This is a genomic window from Streptomyces sp. NBC_01244, assembly GCF_035987325.1.
Lineage (GTDB): Bacteria > Actinomycetota > Actinomycetes > Streptomycetales > Streptomycetaceae > Streptomyces.
Map to the genome: position 1 here is coordinate 2,764,270 of NZ_CP108488.1, position 21,316 is coordinate 2,785,585.

The window sequence follows — 21,316 nt, forward strand, 5'->3', positions numbered from 1 at the left end:
GTCGTCGGCGGAGCCCGAACCGCCCGTGGCCGGCCGGCCCGCGGAGCGCGCGGCCGGGGATGAGGAGGAACCGGAAGAGGAACCCGCGGAGGAGCCCGAGGACGTGCCCGTGCGGGCGGAGGAGGCCTTCGCCGAGCCGGACGCGGACGCGGACGGCGACGCGGACCCGGATCCGGGCTTGGACTTGGCCGGGGAGCCGGACGCCGACGGGGACGGAGAGCCCTTCACCGCGCCCGGGCCGCCCTTGCCTGCCGCCTCCACCTTCTCCCTCAGCTTCTGCGGGGTCAGCGGGTTGGCCTGGTCCCCGAAGATGTCCTTGCCGTCGAGCAGCACGGTCGGGGTCCCGCGGAACTTGCCCGCGCGGAAGGCCTCCTGCGACTTGTTCACCCAGCTGTCGTGCGTCCCGTCCTCGACGCACGTGCGGAACGCGGCCGTGTCGAGTCCGTCGACCTTCCCGGCCAGCTCCAGCAGCTTGGCGTTGTTGCCGTAGGCGTCGTTGGTCTCCTCGGGCTGGTTGTCGAAGAGCACGTCGTGGTACGGGGCGAACTTCCCGGAGTCCTGTGCGCAGGCGGCCGCGTTGGCGCTCTTGAGCGAGCCGGTGCCGCCCATGTTCCCGTCGATCAGGGTGACGAGGTGGTACTCGACCTTGAGGAGGCCCTTGGCCTCGAGGTCGTGGACGATGTCCCGGTAGTTGGTCTCGAAGGCCTTGCAGGCCGGGCAGCGGAAGTCCTCCCAGACGGTCAGCGTGGAGGGGGCCCCGTCCTTGCCGGTCTGGATGGCGAGGGCGTCCTTGCCCGTGGCCCCGGACGGGGCCACCAGCGGGCCGCCCTTGGCGGAGGACCCGCCCTTGCCGGTGTTCGCCGCGATCAGGCCGACGACGGCCGCCAGCCCGAGCACGCCGACCACCGCCGCCGACACGACGAGGGTCCGCCGGCGCTTGTCCCTCGCCTTCTGCTTCTCGCGCTCCGCCTGGAGTCGCTCACGGGCCGATCGTTTCGTCGCATCGCGGTTCGCACCGTCGTTCATGTCGCTCACGTTCGGCCAAACGAAGCAGGGAGGCACTCTCGTGCCTCCCTGCCCCTACTTCCACCCGATCGGGCTACAGAACCCGCTCAGGGGTCCGGTCGGCCGATCGAACGCTCCGCCCGTCAGCTCCGGCGCACGCCCTCGGCGAGCTCGCCCGCCAGTGCCTTGACGGCGGCCAGCCCGGCGGGCAGGTCCGGCGCGTCGAGCAGCAGCTTCACGAAGGCGGAGCCGACGATCACGCCGTCGGCGAAGGCGGCGACCTCCTTGGCCTGGACGGCGTTGGAGACGCCCAGTCCCACGCAGACCGGCAGGTCGCTGGTGGCGCGGGTACGGCGCACCAGGTCGGACGCCTGGTTGCCGACCGACTCGCGGGTGCCGGTGACGCCCATCAGCGACGCGGCGTAGACGAAGCCGGAGCCGGCCGCCGTGATGGTGGCGAGGCGCTCGTCCTTGCTGCTGGGAGCCACGACGAAGACGGTCGCCAGACCGTGCTTGGCCGCGTGCTCGCGCCACAGCGCGGACTCCTGGACGGGCAGGTCGGGCAGGATGCAGCCCGCGCCGCCGGCCTCGGCGAGCTCGGCGGTGAACCGCTCGACGCCGTAGCGGTCGATGGGGTTCCAGTACGTCATGACCAGGATCGGGGCGCCGGTCGCCTCGTACGCCTCGCGGACGGTCCGCAGCGTGTCGGCGATCTTGACGCCGCCGCGCAGGGCGATGTCGTCGGCGGTCTGGATGATCGCGCCGTCCAGGACCGGGTCGCTGTGCGGGAGGCCGATCTCGACCACGTCCGCGCCGCCGGCGATGACGGCCTTGACGGCCTCGATGGCACCGTCGACGGTCGGGAAGCCGGCCGGGAGGTAGGCGACGAGGGCCGCGCGGTCCTCGGACTTCGCCTTCGCGAGGGTCGCCGACAGGAGTTCGATGGTGCCGCTCACTTGGACTCCCCCTCGGAGGCGTTCGCGTCGTACAGGTCGAAGTAACGGGCGGCGGTGTCCATGTCCTTGTCGCCGCGGCCGGACAGGTTGACGACGAGCAGGCCGTCCTTGCCGAGTTCCTTGCCGAGGTCCAGGGCGCCCGCGAGGGCGTGCGCGGACTCGATGGCCGGGATGATGCCCTCGGTGCGCGAGAGCAGCCGCAGGGCCTGCATCGCCTGGTCGTCGGTGACGGCCCGGTACTCGGCGCGGCCCGCGTCCTTGAGGTAGGAGTGCTCGGGGCCGATGCCCGGGTAGTCCAGACCGGCCGAGATGGAGTACGGCTCGGTGATCTGGCCCTCCTCGTCCTGGAGGACGTAGGAGCGCGATCCGTGCAGGATGCCGGGCTCGCCCGCGGTCAGCGTGGCCGCGTGCTCACCGGTTTCCACGCCGTGCCCGGCGGGCTCGAAGCCGACCAGGCGGACGTCCGCGTCCGGGATGAAGGCGTGGAACAGGCCGATGGCGTTGGAGCCGCCGCCGACGCAGGCCGCGACGGCGTCGGGCAGCCTGCCGGTGCGCTCCAGGATCTGGCGGCGGGCCTCGACGCCGATGACCCGGTGGAAGTCGCGGACCATGGCGGGGAAGGGGTGGGGGCCCGCGACGGTGCCGAAGAGGTAGTGGGTGCGGTCCACGTTGGCGACCCAGTCGCGGAACGCCTCGTTGATGGCGTCCTTCAGCGTCCGGGAGCCGGACTTCACCGCGATGACCTCGGCGCCCAGGATGCGCATCCGGGCCACGTTCAGGGCCTGGCGCTCGGTGTCGATCTCGCCCATGTAGATGGTGCACTCGAGGCCGAACAGGGCGCAGGCGGTGGCGGTGGCCACGCCGTGCTGGCCGGCTCCGGTCTCGGCGATGACGCGGGTCTTGCCCATGCGCTTGGTGAGCAGCGCCTGGCCCAGCACGTTGTTGATCTTGTGCGAGCCGGTGTGGTTCAGGTCCTCGCGCTTGAGGAAGATCCGCGCGCCGCCGGCGTGCTCGGCGAACCGGGGCACCTCGGTGAGGGAGCTGGGGCGGCCGGTGTAGTTGACCATCAGGTCGTTGAGCTCGGCCGCGAAGGCCGGGTCGCCCTTGGCCTTCTCGTACTCGACGGCGACCTCGTCCACGGCGGCGACGAGCGCCTCCGGGATGAACTTGCCGCCGAAGTCGCCGAAGTAGCCCTCGGCGTTGGGGATGTGACCCTCGGGGTCCGGGATGAAGAAATTGCTGGCGCTGGACATGCCCAGGTACTCCTACGGATGCGACGCGGATGTCTTCACCGTATGGCGCCGTCCGCCCGCGACGCGCACACCCCGCTGGGGCATGGACGTACGGCGGTGCGGAGCGGTCCGCCCCGGAGCCGGCGGCTCGGGGGGCGGTCCGTGCGGGGAGCCCGACGGGCGGTGTACGGCGTACACCATCCGGGAGCTCTCCTTACGACGCGGCTCCGGGTCGCCATCGCATGCCGTTGACCTGACCGGGCTCGGAGCCGATCACGTACCGGACCCGCCGCCCGTGGACGCGCCGGGCCGGGGCGCGGCAGCCGCGAGGGCGGCAGCCGCGCGCCAGGGGCGCGTGCGCCGTCGGCACGGCGGCCAGGCCGGAGCCCGGTCGGGTGCGGACGGAGGGGCGGTTTTGGGCCATGGGTTCGGGTCAGCTCCGCCCGTGGCGCAGGGCGGGGTGGGCGCCGGCGGCGACGAGGTCGGCCACGGCCGACTTCGGGTCGCGGCCGGTCACCAGGGACTCCCCGACGAGGACGGCGTCCGCGCCCTCGTTCGCATAGGCGATCAGGTCGTGCGGTCCGCGGATGCCGGACTCGGCAACCTTGACGATGTGGGCCGGGATCTCGCCGACGACGCGCTCGAAGGTGGAGCGGTCGACCTTGAGGTCCTTGAGGTTGCGGGCGTTGACGCCGATGATCTTGGCCCCGGCGGCGACCGCGCGCTCCACTTCCTCCTCGTCGTGGACCTCGACGAGCGGGGTGAGGCCGATGGACTCGGCCCGCTCGATGAGGGAGACGAGGGCCTCCTGCTCCAGGGCCGCGACGATCAGCAGCACGAGGTCGGCGCCGTAGGCGCGGGCCTCCCACAGCTGGTACGCCGTGACGATGAAGTCCTTGCGCAGGATCGGGATGTCCACGCGGGCGCGGACGGCCTCCAGGTCGGCCAGCGAGCCACCGAAACGACGCTGCTCGGTGAGGACGGAAATGACCGCCGCACCGCCCGCTTCGTAGTCGGCGGCGAGCCCGGCCGGATCGGCGATGGCGGCCAGCGCGCCCTTGGAGGGGCTGGAGCGCTTGACCTCGCAGATCACCTTGACGCTGTCGCCGCGCAGGGCAGCGACGCCGTCCTTGGCCTGGGGCGCCTTGGCGGCACGCTCCTTGAGCTCGTCGAGGCTGACGCGCGCCTGCCGTTCGGCAAGGTCTTCGCGGACCCCTTCGATGATCTCGTCGAGCACACTCACGCGAGCGGCCCCCTTCCGGGTCGATGACGGTCGGCCGCCTTGCAGACACGTACAACTGCAAGGTCAGCAGTTCAAATGGTATCCGCAGGACGCCTCGCCCTCCGCACGCGGTTGACGGCGTCCCATTAAATGGACATTCGGAATCTTTACTTCAGCTATACCTCAGGGCGCCAGGAAAGAGCCCAGGGGCAGGTTCCGGACAACGGAGAAAGCCAGGGCCACCACGCCGATCCCCCACCAGTACAACGGCCGTACGACGAGCCTCGGGGCGGGCACCCCGCGATAGGCGCGAACCAGCCACAGGACCATGAAACCGGCGAAGAAGAAGTAGCCGGCGACCGCCATGGCATTTGCCCCGATAGCTGTCACGAGATCGCCATGGGCGAACGCGTGCGCACTGCGCAATCCTCCGCAGCCCGGACACAGGACCCCGGTCAGGCGGAACAGCGGGCAGGCCGGATAGTGGCCGGGTTCGTTCGGGTCCACGGTCCCCACGTACGCGAGGGCCGCGGCGGCCGCCGCCAGCGTGAGCGCCGGACGCGCCAGCCGGCCGGCCCGGGAGACGGGCGCGGGAGGCGGTGCGAGATCGGTCGTTCCGGAGGAGGGGTCCACCCGCTGATTCTCTCCGCTCATGACAAAAGGCGCAGCCCGACAGGGCCGCGCCTTTCGAAAACCCGCGTACCGAATCCGTCAGGTCAGACCTTGGCGGCGACGCGGTTCGCGGCGATGACCTCGGCGAGGTCGTGGTGCGCGGCCTTCGGCGCGCCCATGCCCGCGGCCTTCATCGCCATGCCCACGACACCGCCGATGACGACGACGACGAGGCCCGCGTAGAAGCCCAGCGGGTTCGCCAGCACCATGAAGGCGCCGGAGATGCAGAAACCGATGACCGCGATGATGACACCGGTCCAGGCGGCCGGGGTGTGTCCGTGGCTAGTGCCCGCCATGAGTTGCTCCTCGTACTCGGGTGTGCTCTGTCGCACGCCGCACGTGCTGTGTCGAACGGTGCTGTGTCGAACGCTCGATGGTCATTGTCCCGTACCAGGCGGCGACCTCGTTCACGGGGTCGGCTCCGGGTTCACGGTGTCGTTCCCGGGATCACGGTGCCGGGTTCACGGCTCCGGGTTCACGGTGCCGGGTCGGGGTTCACGGTGCCGGGTCCGGGCCGGTGGGGTCCTCGCCCCGGTCCAGAGCCTTCCACAGGTCCTCCGGCCGGTCCGGGTCCACCACGGCCGCCTTGCGGGGTCGCGGGCTGCCGTCGCGCTCGTAGCGGCCGCCCATCGTGGGCCAGCTGCTCCCGAAGCGCAGCGCGAGCAGTCCGGCCAGCAGGATCAGCGCACCGCCGACGGCCGTCACGTACGGCCATGCCGTGTGGGTGAGGCCGGCCACGTGGGCCGCGGTGTCGGCCGTCGTACGGGCCGCCTGCGCGTCCAGGGCGCGTCGGCCGTCCGCGTTGGCCAGGGCGGCGGCCCCGGCGCCCAGGCCGCTCAGCGCGAGCAGCGCCGAGACCAGCAGCCGGCTCCTGCCGCGGACGGCGAAGACGGCGACCAGGGCGGCGAGCCCGACGATGGCCAGGGCGGCGGGCAGGCCGGTGACGGCCCGCCCGTCGGCGGTCACCGGCAGCGAGCCGCCGCCGATGGCGGCGACGCCCCGGGCCCAGACGCGGCCGGAGGCGAGCAGGACGACGGTGGCGCCGAGCGCGCCGAACAGCAGCGCGACGGCCACGCTGCGGCGGCCGCCGCGACCCGAGGGGGGCCCGGGATCGGCGGCGGCATCGGCGTGTTCGGTTCGGGGCGGGGGTACGGCACTCACGTACCCCACTATCCCCTACGGGCTCAGGCGCCGTGGAGGCGGTTCGCCGCTGCCACCGCCCGCAGCACCGCGGCGGCCTTGTTGCGGCACTCGGCGTCCTCCAGCTCGGGCACCGAGTCGGCGACGACACCGGCGCCCGCCTGGACGTACGCCTTCCCGTCGCGCAGCAGGGCGGTGCGGATGGCGATGGCGGTGTCGGAGTCCCCGGCGAAGTCGAGGTAGCCGACGCAGCCGCCGTAGAGCCCGCGGCGGGTGGGCTCCAGCTCCTCGATGATCTGCATGGCGCGCGGCTTGGGCGCCCCGGACAGGGTGCCGGCCGGGAAGCAGGCGGTGAGCACGTCGAAGGCGGTCCTGCCCTCGGCGACGCGACCGGTGACGGTGGAGACGATGTGCATGACGTGCGAGTACCGCTCGATGCTCATGAAGTCGACGACCTCCACCGATCCCGGCTCGCAGACCCGGCCGAGGTCGTTGCGGCCGAGGTCGACGAGCATGAGGTGCTCGGCGCGCTCCTTGGGGTCGGCCAGCAGCTCGTCGGCGAGCTCGTTGTCCTGCTGCGGGGTGGCGCCCCGGTGCCGGGTGCCGGCGATGGGGTGGACCATGGCCCGCCCGTCCTCGACCTTGACCAGCGCCTCGGGGCTGGACCCGACGACGTCGAAGCCGTTCTCGAAGCGGAAGAGGTACATGTACGGGGAGGGGTTGGTGGCCCGCAGCACCCGGTACACGTCGAGCGCGGAGGCGCTGCACGGGGTCTCGAACCGTTGCGAGGGCACCACCTGGAAGGCCTCGCCGGCCCGGATCCGCTCCTTCACGTCCTCCACGGCGGCCTGGTACTTCTCGCCGCCCCACAGGGCCGAGTACTCCGGCAGCTCGGAGGCCGGCAGCGGCATCGGCGCGTACGGGGCCGGCCGCGCGAGGTCCGCCTCCATCGCGTCGAGGCGGGCCACCGCGTCCGAGTACGCCTCGTCCACGCCTGCGGCCAGGTCGTTGTGGTTGATGGCGTTGGCGATGAGCTGGACGGTGCCGTCCCAGTGGTCCAGGACCGCCAGGTCGGAGGTGAGCAGCATCGTCAGCTCGGGCAGCTGCAGGTCGTCCTCGGTGTGCTCGCCGATGCGCTCGAGGCGGCGCACGATGTCGTAGCCGAGGTAGCCGACCATGCCGCCGGTGAAGGGCGGCATGCCGGAGGCCAGGTCCCGGGGGGTGTGCAGGGCCTCCACGGTCTGCCGCAGGGCCTCCAGGGGGTCGCCGGAGGTCGGGACGCCGACGGGAGGCGTGCCGATCCAGTGGGCCTGGCCGTCCCGGACGGTGAGGGTGGAGTCGCTGCGGACGCCGACGAAGGAGTAGCGCGACCAGGAGCGGCCGTTCTCGGCGGACTCCAGGAGGAACGTCCCGGGGCGTTCGGCGGCCAGCTTGCGGTAGAGCCCGACGGGCGTGTCACCGTCCGCCAGCAGCTTGCGGCTGACGGGGATGACGCGGCGGTCGGCCGCGAGCTTGCGGAACGTCTCAAGATCCATGGCGTGGGACCTTACCTATGATCGGCTTCGGCTATTCGGCTTCGGCGGTGGGGCCGGAGGGACCGGCCAGGGGCAGGACGTCGGCATCGAAACACGTCCGGGCACCGGTGTGGCAGGCCGCCCCGACCTGGTCCACCTGGACGAGCACGGTGTCGGCGTCGCAGTCGAGCGCGACGGACTTCACGTGCTGGAAGTGGCCGGAAGTGTCCCCCTTCACCCAGTACTCCTGACGACTGCGCGACCAGTACGTGCAGCGGCCGGTGGTCAGGGTGCGGTGCAGGGCCTCGTCGTCCATCCAGCCGAGCATGAGCACCTCACCGGTGTCGTACTGCTGGGCGATGGCCGGGACCAGACCGTCCGCGGAGCGCTTGAGGCGGGCGGCGATGGCGGGATCGAGGGAGGACGTACTCATGGGAGCCATTGTGCCGGGCCGGGGGGACGATCAAGGATCCCTGTCCGCCTGATGGGCAGGCACGGGGCGGGTTCCAGCCGTAGGCTGGCCCGCATGTCTACCCATGCGAAGCGTGAACGACTGCTGCTGGCCGACCTGTTGGAGTCGGCCGGCCCGGAGGCGCCGACGCTGTGCGACGGCTGGCGGACGCGGGAGCTCGCCGCGCACGTGGTGGTCCGGGAGCGTCGCCCGGACGCGGCGGGCGGACTCCTGCTGAACGTGCTGAAGGCGCGCCTGGACAAGGCGATGGAGGAGTACGGGGCCAAGCCGTACGAGGAGCTCATCCAGCTGATCCGGACCGGCCCGCCGAAGATGTCCCTCTACTCGCTGAAGCAGATCGACGAGCTGGCGAACGCGGTGGAGTTCTACGTCCACTCCGAGGACGTCCGCCGCGCCCAGCCGGACTGGTCCCCGCGCGTCCTGGACCCCGTCTTCTCCGACTCCCTCTGGTCCCGCCTGGAGAAGCTGTCCCGCCTGACGGGCCGCCGCTCGCCGGTGGGCCTGGTCCTGCGCCGCCCGAACGGCCAGACGGCGGTGGCCCACAAGGGCGCGCCGGTGGTGACGGTCACGGGCGAACCGGGCGAACTGACCCTGTTCCTGTTCGGCCGCCAGGACGCTGCCGCGGTGGAACTGGACGGCCCGAAGGAAGCCATCGCCAAACTCACGGTGGCCCGCCTGGGCATGTAGCCCCACCCCACCCTTCTTTACGCGCCGCTCGCGCGGCTCGGCCCTGGCGGGCCTCCCCGGCTTCGCGCCGCTGCGCCGGACTCCGTCCGGCGATGGCCGGGCGCGGTGCTCGCCACCGCCGTCCCGGCGCGGGGCCAGTGGGCGGGTGCGGGTGGGTCGGCCCTGCGGGGCAGAGTCCCCTACCCGCCCTTCCGCCGTTCCCCGGGCTCCGCCCGGACCCGGTCCTCAAACGCCGGACGGGCTGAATGTGCCGCTGCGCGGCACAATCCAGCCTCGCCGGCGTTTGAGGCGCGGGGTCTGGGGCGGAGCCCCAGGGGGTCCGGGGCGCAGCCCCGGGGAACGGGCGAAGGGCGGGTAGGGGACCTCGCCCCGCAGGGCCCGACCACCCGGACCCGCCCACCCGCCCCAGGCCGAGACAGCGGCGGCGAGCACCCCGACCAACCACGGCCGGACGGCATCCGGCGCAGCGGTGCGAGGGCGCGTAACAAGGGGCGGCCCGCTCAGGCGAAGGCCAGCTCCGCGCGGCGGACCTCGGGGGCCGAGGTGCCGACTATCGCGCCCGCCATGCTCACCGCCGCCCCCGCCAGGAACACCGGGGTCACGCCCCACACATCCGCGGCGAAGCCGAAGACGGGATAGGCCAGCGGGGCCAGGCCGACCGCCGTGAAGGCCATCACGGAGCTGACCCGCCCCAGGTACGAGGGGTCCGTGGCTGTCTGGATGAGGGCGATGGCCAGGCCTCCGCAGATTCCGCAGACCAGCCCCGTCAGCACGGCCAGCCCGACCGCCACCGGCAGGCTCGGCGCCAGCACCAGGCCGCCGATGCCCGCGGAGCCGATGATGAGGGTGAGGTTCTGGATCGCCCCGGCCCGCGGGAACCTCGGGATCAGGGTCAGCACCAGCGCGCTCGACGCCGCGCCCAGGCCCATCCCGCCGATGATCCAGCCGACCCCGCCCGGCCCCCAGCCGCGCTCCTCCGAGACCAGGATCAGCCCCAGCGTCATCGGTGCGGACGTGCCGAGCTGGCTCAGTGCCCCCGACAGGACCAGGGGCCCGATCAGCCCGTGCCGCCGTATGTAGCCGAGCCCCGAGCGGAGCTGCCTCCAAGGACTCTCGGAGGAGGCGGCGGCGGAGGAGGAAGCCGCGGCAGGCTCCGGGGAAGCCGGCAGCGGGGCGATCCGTACCGCCACCAGCAGCACCAGCGACACCCCGAACAGCGCCGAGGCCACCGCGAAGGCCGAAGCCGGCCCGCCCAGCCCCATCGCGAGCCCCGCCACCGGCGGCCCGGCGGTGTGCCCGACGCGTTCCGCGAGGCTGCGCAGCCCCTGGACCCGTACCAGCTGCCCGGGCCCCGCGATCCGCGGCGGCAGCGCGCCGACGGCCGGCATGAACAGCGCGTCCACGATGCCGAAGACCAGCGCGACGAGCACCAGGACCCACAGGCCCGGGGAGCCGAGGGCGAGGACGAGCGCCAGCGCCAGGACGACACCGCACCGCACCGCGTCGGAGGAGATGACCACGAGCCGGGGGCCGAAGCGGTCGGCTACCACCCCGCCGCCCAGCATGAGCAGGGCCCTCGGTATCGCACCGACCGCCATGACCAGGCCGACTTCGGCCGGGCCGGCGCTCTGGGCGGCCGCCCAGCCGAGGGCGAGGAAGTAGACCCCGTCCCCGACGAGCGATGCCCCGTAGGCGGCCAGCCAGCGCAGGACGTTGCCGTCCCGCCACACGTTCCCGTTCACGAACCGGCCCCCCACGGGCGAAGTGAACCTCAGCGGACCGGGTGGCCCGCTTCCCTCAGCGCGTCCTTGACCTGGCCGATGCGCAGGTCTCCGAAGTGGAACACCGACGCCGCGAGCACCGCGTCGGCGCCCGCCGCGATCGCCGGCGGGAAGTGCGCGAGCTTGCCCGCGCCGCCCGAGGCGATCACCGGGACCGTGACGTGCTTGCGCACGGCCGCGATCATCTCGGTGTCGTAGCCGTCCTTGGTACCGTCCGCGTCCATCGAGTTCAACAGGATTTCCCCGGCGCCCAGCTCGGCCGCCCGGTGCGCCCACTCGACGGCGTCGATGCCGGCGCTCTGCCGGCCGCCGTGGGTGGTGACCTCGAAGGAACCGGAGGCGGTGCGGCGTGCGTCGACCGACAGCACCAGCACCTGCCGGCCGAAGCGCTCGGCGATCTCCTGGATGAGCTCGGGCCGGGCGATGGCGGCGGTGTTGACGCCGACCTTGTCGGCGCCGGCCCGCAGCAGCTTGTCGACGTCGTCGGCGGTGCGGACGCCGCCGCCCACGGTCAGCGGGATGAAGACCTGCTCGGCGGTGCGGCGCACCACGTCGTAGGTGGTCTCCCGGTTCCCGGAGGACGCGGTGATGTCGAGGAAGGTCAGCTCGTCGGCGCCTTCGGCGTCGTAGAGCTTGGCCATCTCGACGGGGTCGCCGGCGTCGCGCAGGTTCTGGAAGTTGACGCCCTTGACCACGCGGCCGTTGTCCACGTCCAGGCAGGGGATCACCCGTACGGCGAGGGTCATGCCGCGCCTCCCGCTACGGGGCCGAAGGCCTCGACCTCCACCTCGACGACCATGCTCGGGTCCACGAACCCGTTGACGATGATCAGCGTCGAGGCGGGGCGGATCTTGTCGAAGAGCTCGCTGTGGGCGCGGCCGACCTCGTCCACGTCACGGGCGTGCGTGAGGTAGAGGCGGGTGCGGACCACGTGCTCGGGGCCGAGTCCGGCCTGCTCCAGCGCCTTGAAGGCCACGTCGAAGGCCTTCTTCGTCTGGTCGTACGGGCCGCCCGCGTCGGCCCCGGTGCAGCCGGAGACCAGGACCAGCCCGTTGGGGAGCTGGACGGCGCGGGAGTAGCCGAGTACGTCCTCGTAGGCGCCGCCGGAAGAGATGCGTCGGACGTCGGAACTGTTCGCGGAACCGTTCTCGGAACTCATGCGGAGACCACCTTCAGGGCTTCTTCGAGCGTGAACGCCTTGGCGTACAGGGCCTTGCCTACGATGGCGCCCTCGACGCCGGCCCCGACGAGTCCGGCGAGTGCGCGCAGGTCGTCGAGGGAGGAGATGCCGCCGGAGGCGACGACGGGCCGGTCGGTGGCGGCGCAGACGTTCTTCAGCAGCTCCAAGTTGGGGCCGGTGAGGGTGCCGTCCTTGCCGATGTCGGTGACGACGTACCGGGCGCAGCCCTCGGAGTCCAGGCGCGCGAGGGTCTCGTAGAGGTCCCCGCCCTCGCTGGTCCAGCCGCGGCCCTTGAGGGTGGTGCCGCGTACGTCGAGGCCGACGGCGATCTTGTCGCCGTGCTCGGCGATGGCCTTGGCCGCCCAGTCGGGCGTCTCCAGGGCAGCGGTGCCGAGGTTGACGCGGGTGCAGCCGGTGGCGAGGGCCGCGGCGAGCGTGGCGTCGTCGCGGATGCCGCCGGACAGCTCGACCTTGATGTCCATCGCGCCGGTGATCTCGGCGACGAGCGCGCGGTTGTCACCGGTGCCGAAGGCGGCGTCGAGGTCGACCAGGTGGAGCCATTCGGCGCCGGAGGCCTGCCAGGCGAGGGCGGCCTGGAGCGGGGAGCCGTAGGAGGTCTCGCTGCCGGAGACACCATGGACGAGGCGGACGGCCTGGCCGTCGCGGACGTCGACGGCGGGGAGCAGTTCGAGCTTCTTCGACGTCGTCATCACAGGGTCTCGATCCAGTTGGTGAGGAGCTGGGCGCCGGCGTCCCCGGACTTCTCGGGGTGGAACTGGGTGGCCCACAGGGCCCCGTTCTCCACCGCCGCGACGAACCGCTCGCCGTGCGTGGCCCAGGTGACCTTGGGGGCCTTGATCAGCGGGTTGGTGACTTCCAGCGACCAGTCGTGGGCCGCGTAGGAGTGCACGAAGTAGAAGCGGGCGTCCTCGTCCAGGCCGGCGAAGGCCTGGCTGTCGGACGGCGCGTCCACGGTGTTCCAGCCCATGTGGGGGACGATCGGGGCCTGGAGCGGGCCGACCGTGCCGGGCCACTCGTCCAGTCCCTCGGTCTCCACGCCGTGCTCGATGCCGCGCTCGAAGAGGATCTGCATGCCGACGCAGATGCCCATGACCGGGCGGCCGCCGGAGAGCCGGCGGCCGATGATCCAGTCGCCGCGCGCGTCCTTGAGTCCCTGCATGCAGGCGGAGAAGGCTCCGACACCGGGGACGAGGAGTCCGTCGGCGTCCATGGCCTTGTCGTAGTCGCGGGTGATCTCCACGTCCGCGCCGGCGCGCGCGAGGGCGCGCTCGGCGGAGCGGACGTTTCCGAAGCCGTAGTCGAAGACCACGACCTTCTTGGTGGGGCTGACTGCGCTCATTCCCAAATTCCCTGGATCCGCAGGACTCCGGCGACCAGGCACATCACGGAGCCGATGGCGAGCAGGGCGATGACCGAGGCGGGCATCCCCTGCTTCTTGAAGGAGTAGACGCCGCCGGCCAGGAACAGGCCGAGGACGATCAGGATCGTGTTGAGCCCGTTCACGCTAGAGGGCGCCCTTCGTGGAAGGCAGGATCCCGGCGGCGCGCGGGTCGAACTCGGCGGCGTAGCGCAGGGCCCGGGCCAGCGCCTTGAACTGGCACTCCACGATGTGGTGGGCGTTGCGGCCGTACGGCACGTGGATGTGCAGGGCGATCTGGGCCTGCGCGACGAAGGACTCGAAGATGTGCCGGGTCATCGTCGTGTCGTACGAGCCGATCATCGGCGCCATGTTCTCGGGCTCGGTGTGCACGAGGTACGGGCGGCCCGACAGGTCGACGGTCACCTGGGCGAGGGACTCGTCGAGCGGCACGGTGCAGTTGCCGAAGCGGTAGATGCCGACCTTGTCGCCGAGGGCCTGCTTGAAGGCGGCGCCGAGCGCGAGCGCGCTGTCCTCGATGGTGTGGTGGCTGTCGATGTGCAGGTCGCCCTCGGTCTTGACCGTGAGGTCGAAGAGGCCGTGGCGGCCGAGCTGGTCGAGCATGTGGTCGTAGAAGCCCACGCCCGTCGAAACGTCGACCTTGCCGGTGCCGTCGAGGTTTATCTCGACGACGACCGAGGTCTCCTTCGTGGTCCGTTCGACCCGTCCGATGCGGCTCATGCGTGCTGCTCCTTCTTCAGTGCGCGAACCGCTTCCAGGAACGCGTCGTTCTCGGCCGGGGTGCCCGCGGTGACCCGCAGCCATCCCGGTACGCCGTTGTCCCGGACCAGGACGCCCTGGTCGAGGATCTTCCGCCAGGCGGTGTGGGAGTTCTCGAACCGGCCGAACTGTACGAAGTTCGAGTCGGAGTCGGTGACCTCGAAGCCGATCCCCCGCAGCTCGGTGACCAGGCGGTCGCGCTCGGCCTTGAGCTGCTCGACGTAGCCGAGCAGGGTGTCGGTGAATTCCAGGGCGGCCAGCGCGGTCGCCTGGGTGACGGCCGACAGGTGGTACGGCAGGCGTACGAGCTGTACGGCGTCGACCACGGCCGGGTGCGCGGCCAGGTAGCCCAGGCGCAGGCCCGCGGCGCCGAAGGCCTTGGACATGGTCCGGGAGACCACCATGTTCGGGCGGCCCTCGATCAGCGGCAGCAGCGAGTCCCGGTGGCTGAACTCCACGTAGGCCTCGTCCACGACGACCAGGCTGGGCCCGGCCGCCTGCGCGGCCTCGTAGAGGGCCAGGACCGTCTCCGCCCCGACCGCGGTGCCCGTGGGGTTGTTGGGCGAGGTGATGAAGACGACGTTGGGCCGGTGCGCGGCGATCGCCTGCTCGGCGGCCTCCACGTCGATGGTGAAGTCGGCGTTGCGCGGGCCCGAGATCCACTCCGTGCCGGTGCCGCGCGCGATCAGCGCGTGCATCGAGTACGAGGGCTCGAAGCCGATCGCGGTGCGGCCGGGCCCGCCGAAGGTCTGCAGCAGCTGCTGGAGGACCTCGTTGGACCCGTTGGCCGCCCATACGTTCTCCCGCGCGACCGGGTGCTTGCCGGTGCGGGTGAGGTAGGCGGCCAGCTCGGTGCGCAGCTCGACGGCGTCCCGGTCGGGGTACCGGTTGAGGGTGCGGGCCGCCTCGGCGACCCGCTCGGCGATGCGCGCGACGAGCTCCTCGGGCAGCCCGTACGGGTTCTCGTTGGTGTTGAGCTGGACGGGCACGTCCAGCTGCGGGGCGCCGTACGGGGTCTTGCCGCGCAGCTCGTCCCGGATGGGAAGGTCGTCGATGCCGATGACGGCCGTGGTACCCGGGGCGTCGGTGCCGTCAGTGCTGTCGGTGCTGTCAGTGGGTTCGATCATGCCTGCGGAACCTTCCACCCGAAACGTGCCTTGAGAGCCGCGCCGTGGGCGGGCAGGTCCTCGGCCTCGGCGAGGGTCACCACGTGGTGGGTGACCTCGGCGAGGGCGTCGCGCGTGTAGTCGACGATGTGGATGCCGCGCAGGAAGGACTGCACGGACAGGCCCGAGGAGTGGCAGGCGCAGCCGCCGGTGGGCAGCACGTGGTTGGAGCCGGCGCAGTAGTCGCCGAGCGAGACCGGGGACCACGGCCCGACGAAGATCGCGCCGGCGTTGCGCACGCGGGCGGCCCAGGCGGCCGCGTCGGCGGTCTGGATCTCCAGGTGCTCGGCGCCGTACGCGTCGACGACCTTGAGGCCGTCCTCCAGGCTGTCGACCAGCACGATCGCGGACTGGCGGCCGGCCAGCGCGGGCTTGATCCGGTCCTCGACGTGCTTGGTGGCCGCGACCTGCGGCTCGAGTTCCTTCTCGACGGCGGCCGCGAGTTCCGCGGAGTCCGTGACGAGGACGGCGGCGGCCAGCGGGTCGTGCTCGGCCTGGCTGATCAGGTCGGCGGCGACGTGCACCGGGTCGGCCGTGGAGTCCGCGAGGACCGCGATCTCGGTCGGGCCGGCCTCGGTGTCGATGCCGATCTTTCCGGTGAAGTAGCGCTTGGCGGCGGCGACCCAGATGTTGCCGGGGCCGGTCACCATGTTGGTGGGCAGGCAGTCTTCCGTCCCGTACGCGAACATCGCGACGGCCTGGGCCCCTCCGACCGCGTACACCTCCGCGACGCCGAGCAGCGCGCACGCGGCGAGGATCGTCGGGTGCGGCAGGCCCCCGAACTCTTTCTGCGGCGGGGACGCGAGCGCGATGGACTCGACGCCCGCCTCCTGGGCCGGTACGACGTTCATGACGACGGAGGACGGGTACACCGAGCGGCCGCCCGGGGCGTACAGCCCCACGCGCTCCACGGGAACCCACTTCTCGGTCACGGTGCCGCCGGGGACCACCTGGGTGACGTGCTCGGACCGGCGCTGGCTGCGGTGCACGATCCGGGCGCGCCGGATCGACTCCTCCAGGGCGGCGCGGACGGCCGGGTCGAGCTGGTCGAGAGCGGCCTGCAGGGCCTCGACGGGCACCCTGACCTGCTCGAGCTCGACCCCGTCGAACTTCTGCGCGTACTCGATCAGCGCCGCCGTTCCACGATGGTGGACGTCCTCGCAGATGGGCCGCACCTTCTCCAGGGCGGCTTCCACGTCGAACTCGGCACGGGGCAGCAGATCGCGCAGGGCTCCACCCTCGGGGAGGGTGTCGCCGCGCAGGTCGATACGAGAGATCACCTGCCAATTCTCTCAGACCGCCTCGCGGCACTGTTCGTCCGTATCACTGGCTGATACAGGCCACGGACGTTTCCCGATGTCACAGCGGCCCTCTAGCGTGCAGGTACGCGCGGCTCGTCCGCGCGTACAAGAGGGAGGGGCCGCGCGGCTCGTCCGCGCGTACCTGCGAGAGGGGCCGCGCGGCGACCGTCCGCGCGGACGAGCGGAGGGGGGCCGCCATGGCCGAAGCACGCCCGGGCGGGGAACCGTCCGATCTCACCGGTCCCGAACGGCTCATGTGGGACGCGTACCGGACCGGCAGCGTCTGCGATCTCAGCACCCGCACCGCCGAACGGGACGATCCGCACGCCGACCGGGTCTGGGGCCACGAGCGCAGCGTCCGCGCGGCGGTGGTGGCGCTGCTGCTGCTCCACGGGCCGGGCCCGGTGCCGGGCCGGGTGGCCTCGCTGAAGCTGCGGGGCGTGCGGATCACCGGCCGCCTCGACCTCTCCGGAGGCACGGTCGCCCCGTACGTCGAGCTGCAGTCCTGCCGCTTCGACGGGGAGGTGCAGCTCTCGGAGACCCGGTTCGGCACGCTTCGCCTGGTCAACTGCGCGATACCCCGGCTGGAGGCGGCCCGCCTGCAGACGGAGGGCGACCTGCACCTGCCGCGCTGCCGGGTGGCGCGCGGGATCCGGCTGACCGACGCGCAGATCGGCACCGACCTGCTGATCAGCGAGGCGGTGGTGCAGCGCGACGGCAAGGGCCGGGCCCTGGCCGCCGACGGCATGTCGGTGGCGCAGGACTTCCAGGGCGAGCTGCTCCAGACGTACGGGGAGCTGAGCCTGCGCGGCGCCAAGGTGGGCGTGTCGATGAGCCTGCGCGGGGCCCGCCTGAGCAATCCGACCGGGAAGCGGGCGCTGAACGCCCCGCAGCTCACCGTCGAGCGCACCCTCTACCTGACCTCCATCGCCATGGACGACTCCGGCTCCACCACTCCCGCCTACGGGCAGGGCTACACCCCCCTGCGGGGCGAGCCCGCGCGGCACTTCGAGTGCCGGGGCGGCCTGCGGCTGGACGACGGCCGCTTCGGGGACGCCGTGGACTTCTACGGGGCCCGGTTCACCCTCACGGAGGACCAGGAGGTCTCGCTGCGCCGCATCCACACCCCGGAGCTGCGGTTCGTCGGCGAGCGGCCGGAGCGGGGGCGGGTGGTGCTGTCGGGCTCGCAGGTGGTCAAGCTCGTGGACACGGCCACGAGCTGGCCGGCCCGCCCGGGCCGGCTGTCCATCGAGGGCTTCGCCTACGAGAACCTCGCGCCCCGGGGCCTCTTCCCGACGGCCCGCCGGCTGGAGTGGGTCGAGGCGGCCACCCCCGAGTACTCCCCGGAACCGTACGAGCGGCTCGCCTCCGTCCTGCGGGCCTCCGGGGAGGACGCGGACGCCCGCGCGGTGCTGCTGGCCAAGCAGCGGCGCCGGCGCACGACGCTGCCGCCGGCGCTGCGCGCGTGGGGGTACCTCCAGGACTGGACGGTGGTCTACGGCTACCGGCCGGGGCGGGCGGCGCTGTGGATGGCCGTGCTGTGGGCAGCCGGAGCCGTGCTCTTCACGGTGCACGGCGAGCCACCGCCGCTCAAGGCGGAGGAGCACCCGGACTGGAACCCGGTGCTGTTCGCCCTGGACCTGCTGCTCCCGGTGATCGACCTGGGCCAGCAGGACCAGTGGATTCTGCGGGGCGGCTGGCAGTGGGGCACGGCGGCCCTGGTCATCCTGGGCTGGATCCTGGCCACAACGGTCGCGGCGGGCGCTTCCCGCGTGCTGAGGCGGGGGTGACGACCCCGGGGCCACGGCCACTACCCTGTGCCTGGTGACCACCGTTCGCCTGCCCCTCTTCCCGCTGAACTCGGTGCTGTTCCCGGGACTCGTCCTCCCGCTGAACATCTTCGAGGAGCGTTATCGCGCCATGATGCGCGAGCTGCTGAAGGCGGGAGAGGACGAGCCCCGCCGTTTCGCGGTCGTCGCGATCCGCGATGGCCGGGAAGTCGCCCCGACCGCGCCCGGCCTGCCGGACCAGACGGCCGTGCCCGAGCGCGGGCCGGCCGCCGGTTTCGGCGCGGACCCGGTCCAGGCCTTCCACCGGGTGGGCTGCATCGCGGACGCGGCCTCGATCCGGGAGCGGGAGGACGGCAGCTTCGAAGTCATGGCGACCGGCACCGTCCGGGTCCGGCTGCTGTCGGTCGACGCCTCCGGCCCCTTTCTCGTGGCGGAACTGGAGGAGCTTCCGGAGGACGCGGGCGAGGGCGCGGGCGCGCTGGCGGAGGGCGTGCTGCGGGCGTTCCGCGCGTACCAGAAGCGGCTGGCGGGGGCCCGCGAACGGTCCCTGACCGGCATGGACCTCCCCGACGAGCCCTCGGTGGTCTCGTACCTGGTGGCGGCGGCCGCGGTGCTGGACATCCCGGCGAAGCAGCGCCTGCTCCAGGCCCCGGACACGGCGACCCGCCTCGCGGAGGAGCTGAAGCTGCTGCGTACCGAGACGGCCGTCATCCGCCACCTGCCCTCGCTCCCGGCCGTGGACCTCACCCGCGCCCCGACGAGCCCCAACTGACGCGAAGGACCCATGGCGAAGAAGAAGCCGGCGGGCACCCCGGCGATCGTGGCCCTGACGGCGGCCGGCGCCGATTTCACCGTGCACGCCTACGAGCACGACCCGGCCCACCCGTCCTACGGCGAGGAGGCGGCCCAGGCCCTCGGGGTCTCGCCCGCGCAGGTCTTCAAGACGCTGCTGGCGGAAGTGGACGGCTCGCTGGTGGTAGCGGTGGTCCCGGTCTCGGGCAGCCTCGACCTGAAGGCCCTGGCCGCCGCGGTGGGCGGCAAGCGCGCGGCGATGGCCGACCCGGCGCTGGCGGAGCGCACCACGGGGTACGTACTGGGCGGCATCTCCCCGCTGGGCCAGCGCAAGCGCCTCCGCACGGTCCTGGACGCCTCGGCGTCGGAGTTCCCCACGATCTGCGTCTCGGCGGGCCGCCGCGGCCTGGAGGTCGAACTTGCCCCGGCCACCCTCGCCGCTCTGACCAAGGCCGACTTGTCCCCGATCGCCCGCGCGTAACGCCCCGGGAACGCTGCGCGCGGAGTTCCCCTACCCGCCCTTCCACCGTTCCCCGGGGCTCCGCCCCGGACCCGGCGTTTGAGGCGATCTTTTCAGCCCGTCCGGCGTTTGAGGACCGGGGTCCGGGCAGAGCCCGGGGAACGGTGGAAGGGCGGGTAGGGGACAGCCCCGCAGGGCCCGCCTCCCCCGGCCGGGCCTACCGCCGCGGAGGCTCCGTGCCGGACGGGTCCGCAGGCGGGTACACGGCGGAGCCGGAGGAGTCGGCAGGGCCCGCAGGGGCCTGGTAATAACCCGAAGGCCACAGCGCGAGCTCAGGCGCCGGATCCCGCGTGCCCCACAGGGCCGTCAGGGCCAGGTGGACGACGACCGCGGCCATCGGCCAGCCGAGCAGCGCCCCGTGCGCGAGGAGCTCCAGCGGGGCCTCGAAGGGGACACCCTTCCCCGCCTTCCGCGCGGCCGCCACCAGGTCCGAGGACGGGCCCAGCCACAGGCCCACGCGCCAGCCGACCAGCGCGGCGAAGACCGAACCGACCGCGAGCCCGATCACCTGCGCGGCGCCCCCGCCGCGGCGCCACAGGAAGACGGCCAGCGCGCTCAGCACGCCGAATCCCACCGACAGCAGCAGGAAGGTTCCGTCGGCCCCGATGCGGGCCTCGCTCTCGGTGTCCCGGAGGAACACCGCCTCACCGTTGGAGACGTACTGCACCCTCGGCGCGAGCCATACCCACAGCAGCCCGAGGAGTACGCCGGCCACGCCGATCACGAGGGCGATGGCGGCCCCGTCGCGGATGTCGGACGGGGAGAAGGCGGGCTCGGACGCGGGCGCGGCCGGAGCGGAAGACGGCTCCGCCGGCGGCTGGTCGGGCTTGTCATAGGGGGTCACGGCTTCGGTCACCCCCACATCGTGCCAGGAAGTGTTTGATTTAACGATCGGCCCCGGCGGGCGTCAGCGGACCGCTGCCCGCCGATAGGCCCAGGTCGCGACGGCGAGGGACAGGACCCCCACCCCCGCGCACACGCCGAGGTCGAGGAGGACCGCCGTCCAGTCGGGATGCGGCTCGAAGGTCCGGGCGAAGGCCTCCACGCCGTACGTGGACGGCAGCAGGTCCCGTGCCCAGACGATGACGTCCGGCATCCGCTCGGGCGGAAGGACGCCCAGCAGCAGGGCCGCGGACATGCCGAGCTGTCCGGCGAGGGTGGCCAGCTCCTGCCGGGGGGCGAGCAGGCCCAGGGCCGCGCCGAGTCCGGCGAGGGCGGCGCCGGCCAGCGGCACGACGGCGGCCAGGATCCACAGGCCGCCCATCGGCAGCCCGAACAGCACGCTGCCGAAGACGGCCGTCACGAGGGTGCCGGGCAGCGTGAAGGAGGCGTACGCGCCGGCCGCGCCCAGCACCACGGAGGCGGGCGGCACCGGCAGGGTGGCGTAGTGGTCGAGTCCGCCGCCGGCCCGGAGCTGCCCGAAGTACTGCGCGAGCAGGTTCAGCGCGACGAAGGCGACGACCAGGACGGAGGAACCGGCGACGACGGCCCGTGCTTCGGAGCCCCCGTCGACCACGCCCCGCATCAGGATCATGATCCCGACGGACTGGAAGGTGGCCACGAACAGCAGGGGGATCCGCGAGACCCGCGCGCGGGACAGCTGGGCCCGGTAGACGGCGGCCAGCGCCGGGAAGAACCGGGCGCGCGGGGCCAGGGCGCCCACCGTTGTGAGTGCGGCCGGGTTGGCGGGTCCGGCCGGGGTGGCGGCCGTGGCCGTGGTCGCGATGG

24 protein-coding genes and 1 pseudogene are annotated in these 21,316 nt (G+C 72.6%); 4 read left to right on the top strand and 21 right to left on the bottom strand.

The genetic code is table 11. The annotated features are described in order from the left end of the window. Nucleotides 1-240: 240 nt before the first annotated feature. From OG247_RS12220 to hisI, 10 genes and pseudogenes are all read right to left on the bottom strand, one after another. Nucleotides 241-1,026 (bottom strand): annotated as a pseudogene (locus OG247_RS12220) (DsbA family protein); the annotation flags it as partial. A gap of 122 nt (nt 1,027-1,148) precedes the next feature. Further along, nucleotides 1,149-1,961: a tryptophan synthase subunit alpha gene (trpA, locus tag OG247_RS12225; RefSeq protein WP_327252262.1), complete on the bottom strand. Its 813-nt coding sequence runs from the start codon at nt 1,959-1,961 to the stop codon at nt 1,149-1,151. Further along, nucleotides 1,958-3,214: a tryptophan synthase subunit beta gene (gene trpB / locus OG247_RS12230; RefSeq protein WP_327252263.1), complete on the bottom strand. Its 1,257-nt coding sequence runs from the start codon at nt 3,212-3,214 to the stop codon at nt 1,958-1,960. Before trpB ends, trpA begins: the two co-directional genes overlap by 4 nt. A 193-nt stretch (nt 3,215-3,407) precedes the next feature. Next, entirely contained in the window at nt 3,408-3,617 is a 210-nt protein-coding gene (trpM, locus tag OG247_RS12235) for a tryptophan biosynthesis modulator TrpM (RefSeq protein WP_327252264.1), read from the bottom strand. A gap of 9 nt (nt 3,618-3,626) precedes the next feature. Then, complete coding sequence (gene trpC, locus OG247_RS12240; protein WP_243330285.1) at nt 3,627-4,436, bottom strand: indole-3-glycerol phosphate synthase TrpC; 810 nt, start codon at nt 4,434-4,436, stop codon at nt 3,627-3,629. A gap of 162 nt (nt 4,437-4,598) precedes the next feature. Continuing rightward, nucleotides 4,599-5,069: a DUF2752 domain-containing protein gene (locus tag OG247_RS12245; RefSeq protein ID WP_327252265.1), complete on the bottom strand. Its 471-nt coding sequence runs from the start codon at nt 5,067-5,069 to the stop codon at nt 4,599-4,601. 62 nt (nt 5,070-5,131) lie between these two features. Beyond that, on the bottom strand, nt 5,132-5,383 hold the full coding sequence (locus OG247_RS12250) for an HGxxPAAW family protein (protein ID WP_327252266.1): 252 nt from the start codon (nt 5,381-5,383) through the stop codon (nt 5,132-5,134). 199 nt (nt 5,384-5,582) lie between these two features. Continuing rightward, nucleotides 5,583-6,257: a TIGR02234 family membrane protein gene (locus OG247_RS12255; protein ID WP_327252267.1), complete on the bottom strand. Its 675-nt coding sequence runs from the start codon at nt 6,255-6,257 to the stop codon at nt 5,583-5,585. Nucleotides 6,258-6,271: 14 nt separating this feature from the next. Continuing rightward, nucleotides 6,272-7,762 (bottom strand): anthranilate synthase component I, encoded by a 1,491-nt coding sequence (locus tag OG247_RS12260; RefSeq protein ID WP_327252268.1) that lies wholly within the window; start codon nt 7,760-7,762, stop codon nt 6,272-6,274. Between the two features lie 31 nt (nt 7,763-7,793). Continuing rightward, on the bottom strand, nt 7,794-8,183 hold the full coding sequence (gene hisI, locus OG247_RS12265; protein WP_243330280.1) for a phosphoribosyl-AMP cyclohydrolase: 390 nt from the start codon (nt 8,181-8,183) through the stop codon (nt 7,794-7,796). Between the two features lie 84 nt (nt 8,184-8,267). On the opposite strand from hisI, the gene OG247_RS12270 reads away from it, so the two are divergent. Further along, nucleotides 8,268-8,900 (top strand): TIGR03085 family metal-binding protein, encoded by a 633-nt coding sequence (locus OG247_RS12270; protein ID WP_327252270.1) that lies wholly within the window; start codon nt 8,268-8,270, stop codon nt 8,898-8,900. Between the two features lie 500 nt (nt 8,901-9,400). Here the strand turns inward: OG247_RS12270 and OG247_RS12275 are convergent, their stop codons facing one another. The 9 genes from OG247_RS12275 to hisD are packed head-to-tail and all read right to left on the bottom strand — an operon-like array spanning nt 9,401 to nt 16,465. Next, complete coding sequence (locus tag OG247_RS12275; protein WP_327252271.1) at nt 9,401-10,642, bottom strand: MFS transporter; 1,242 nt, start codon at nt 10,640-10,642, stop codon at nt 9,401-9,403. Between the two features lie 29 nt (nt 10,643-10,671). Next, nucleotides 10,672-11,427 carry an imidazole glycerol phosphate synthase subunit HisF gene (gene hisF / locus OG247_RS12280; RefSeq protein WP_266909499.1) on the bottom strand — a complete coding sequence of 252 codons (756 nt, stop codon included), beginning with the start codon at nt 11,425-11,427 and terminating at the stop codon, nt 10,672-10,674. Continuing rightward, nucleotides 11,424-11,840, bottom strand: a complete 417-nt coding sequence (locus OG247_RS12285; protein ID WP_327252272.1) for a RidA family protein — start codon at nt 11,838-11,840, stop codon at nt 11,424-11,426. Before OG247_RS12285 ends, hisF begins: the two co-directional genes overlap by 4 nt. After that, on the bottom strand, nt 11,837-12,571 hold the full coding sequence (gene priA, locus OG247_RS12290) for a bifunctional 1-(5-phosphoribosyl)-5-((5-phosphoribosylamino)methylideneamino)imidazole-4-carboxamide isomerase/phosphoribosylanthranilate isomerase PriA (protein WP_327252273.1): 735 nt from the start codon (nt 12,569-12,571) through the stop codon (nt 11,837-11,839). The genes OG247_RS12285 and priA overlap by 4 nt, the downstream gene beginning before the upstream one ends. Continuing rightward, complete coding sequence (gene hisH / locus OG247_RS12295) at nt 12,571-13,221, bottom strand: imidazole glycerol phosphate synthase subunit HisH (protein WP_327252274.1); 651 nt, start codon at nt 13,219-13,221, stop codon at nt 12,571-12,573. The genes priA and hisH overlap by 1 nt, the downstream gene beginning before the upstream one ends. Beyond that, nucleotides 13,218-13,385, bottom strand: a complete 168-nt coding sequence (locus tag OG247_RS12300) for a hypothetical protein (RefSeq protein ID WP_327252275.1) — start codon at nt 13,383-13,385, stop codon at nt 13,218-13,220. Before OG247_RS12300 ends, hisH begins: the two co-directional genes overlap by 4 nt. A 1-nt stretch (nt 13,386) precedes the next feature. Then, nucleotides 13,387-13,980, bottom strand: coding sequence for an imidazoleglycerol-phosphate dehydratase HisB (gene hisB, locus OG247_RS12305; RefSeq protein ID WP_267800852.1), 594 nt, complete (start codon nt 13,978-13,980; stop codon nt 13,387-13,389). Continuing rightward, nucleotides 13,977-15,146 (bottom strand): histidinol-phosphate transaminase, encoded by a 1,170-nt coding sequence (locus tag OG247_RS12310; RefSeq protein WP_327252276.1) that lies wholly within the window; start codon nt 15,144-15,146, stop codon nt 13,977-13,979. The genes hisB and OG247_RS12310 overlap by 4 nt, the downstream gene beginning before the upstream one ends. Then, complete coding sequence (hisD, locus tag OG247_RS12315) at nt 15,143-16,465, bottom strand: histidinol dehydrogenase (RefSeq protein WP_327252277.1); 1,323 nt, start codon at nt 16,463-16,465, stop codon at nt 15,143-15,145. The genes OG247_RS12310 and hisD overlap by 4 nt, the downstream gene beginning before the upstream one ends. 218 nt (nt 16,466-16,683) lie before the next feature. Here hisD and OG247_RS12320 point away from each other — a divergent pair, with 218 nt between their 5' ends. Genes OG247_RS12320 through ybaK form a run of 3 tightly spaced genes read left to right on the top strand, consistent with a single transcriptional unit; the run spans nt 16,684 to nt 19,549 of the window. Then, the gene (locus tag OG247_RS12320) at nt 16,684-18,276 is read left to right on the top strand and encodes an oxidoreductase (RefSeq protein ID WP_327252278.1); all 1,593 of its coding nucleotides are present in this window, start codon (nt 16,684-16,686) and stop codon (nt 18,274-18,276) included. Between the two features lie 34 nt (nt 18,277-18,310). Next, complete coding sequence (locus OG247_RS12325) at nt 18,311-19,048, top strand: LON peptidase substrate-binding domain-containing protein (RefSeq protein WP_327252279.1); 738 nt, start codon at nt 18,311-18,313, stop codon at nt 19,046-19,048. Nucleotides 19,049-19,060: 12 nt separating this feature from the next. Next, a complete protein-coding gene (gene ybaK, locus OG247_RS12330) occupies nt 19,061-19,549 on the top strand; it encodes a Cys-tRNA(Pro) deacylase (protein WP_327252280.1) in 489 nt (162 codons plus the stop codon). 196 nt (nt 19,550-19,745) lie between these two features. Here ybaK and OG247_RS12335 read toward each other — a convergent pair whose 3' ends face one another. Beyond that, nucleotides 19,746-20,444 (bottom strand): hypothetical protein, encoded by a 699-nt coding sequence (locus OG247_RS12335; protein WP_327252281.1) that lies wholly within the window; start codon nt 20,442-20,444, stop codon nt 19,746-19,748. A gap of 51 nt (nt 20,445-20,495) precedes the next feature. Next, nucleotides 20,496-21,314: an ABC transporter permease gene (locus OG247_RS12340; RefSeq protein ID WP_442813605.1), complete on the bottom strand. Its 819-nt coding sequence runs from the start codon at nt 21,312-21,314 to the stop codon at nt 20,496-20,498. Nucleotides 21,315-21,316 lie beyond the last annotated feature (2 nt).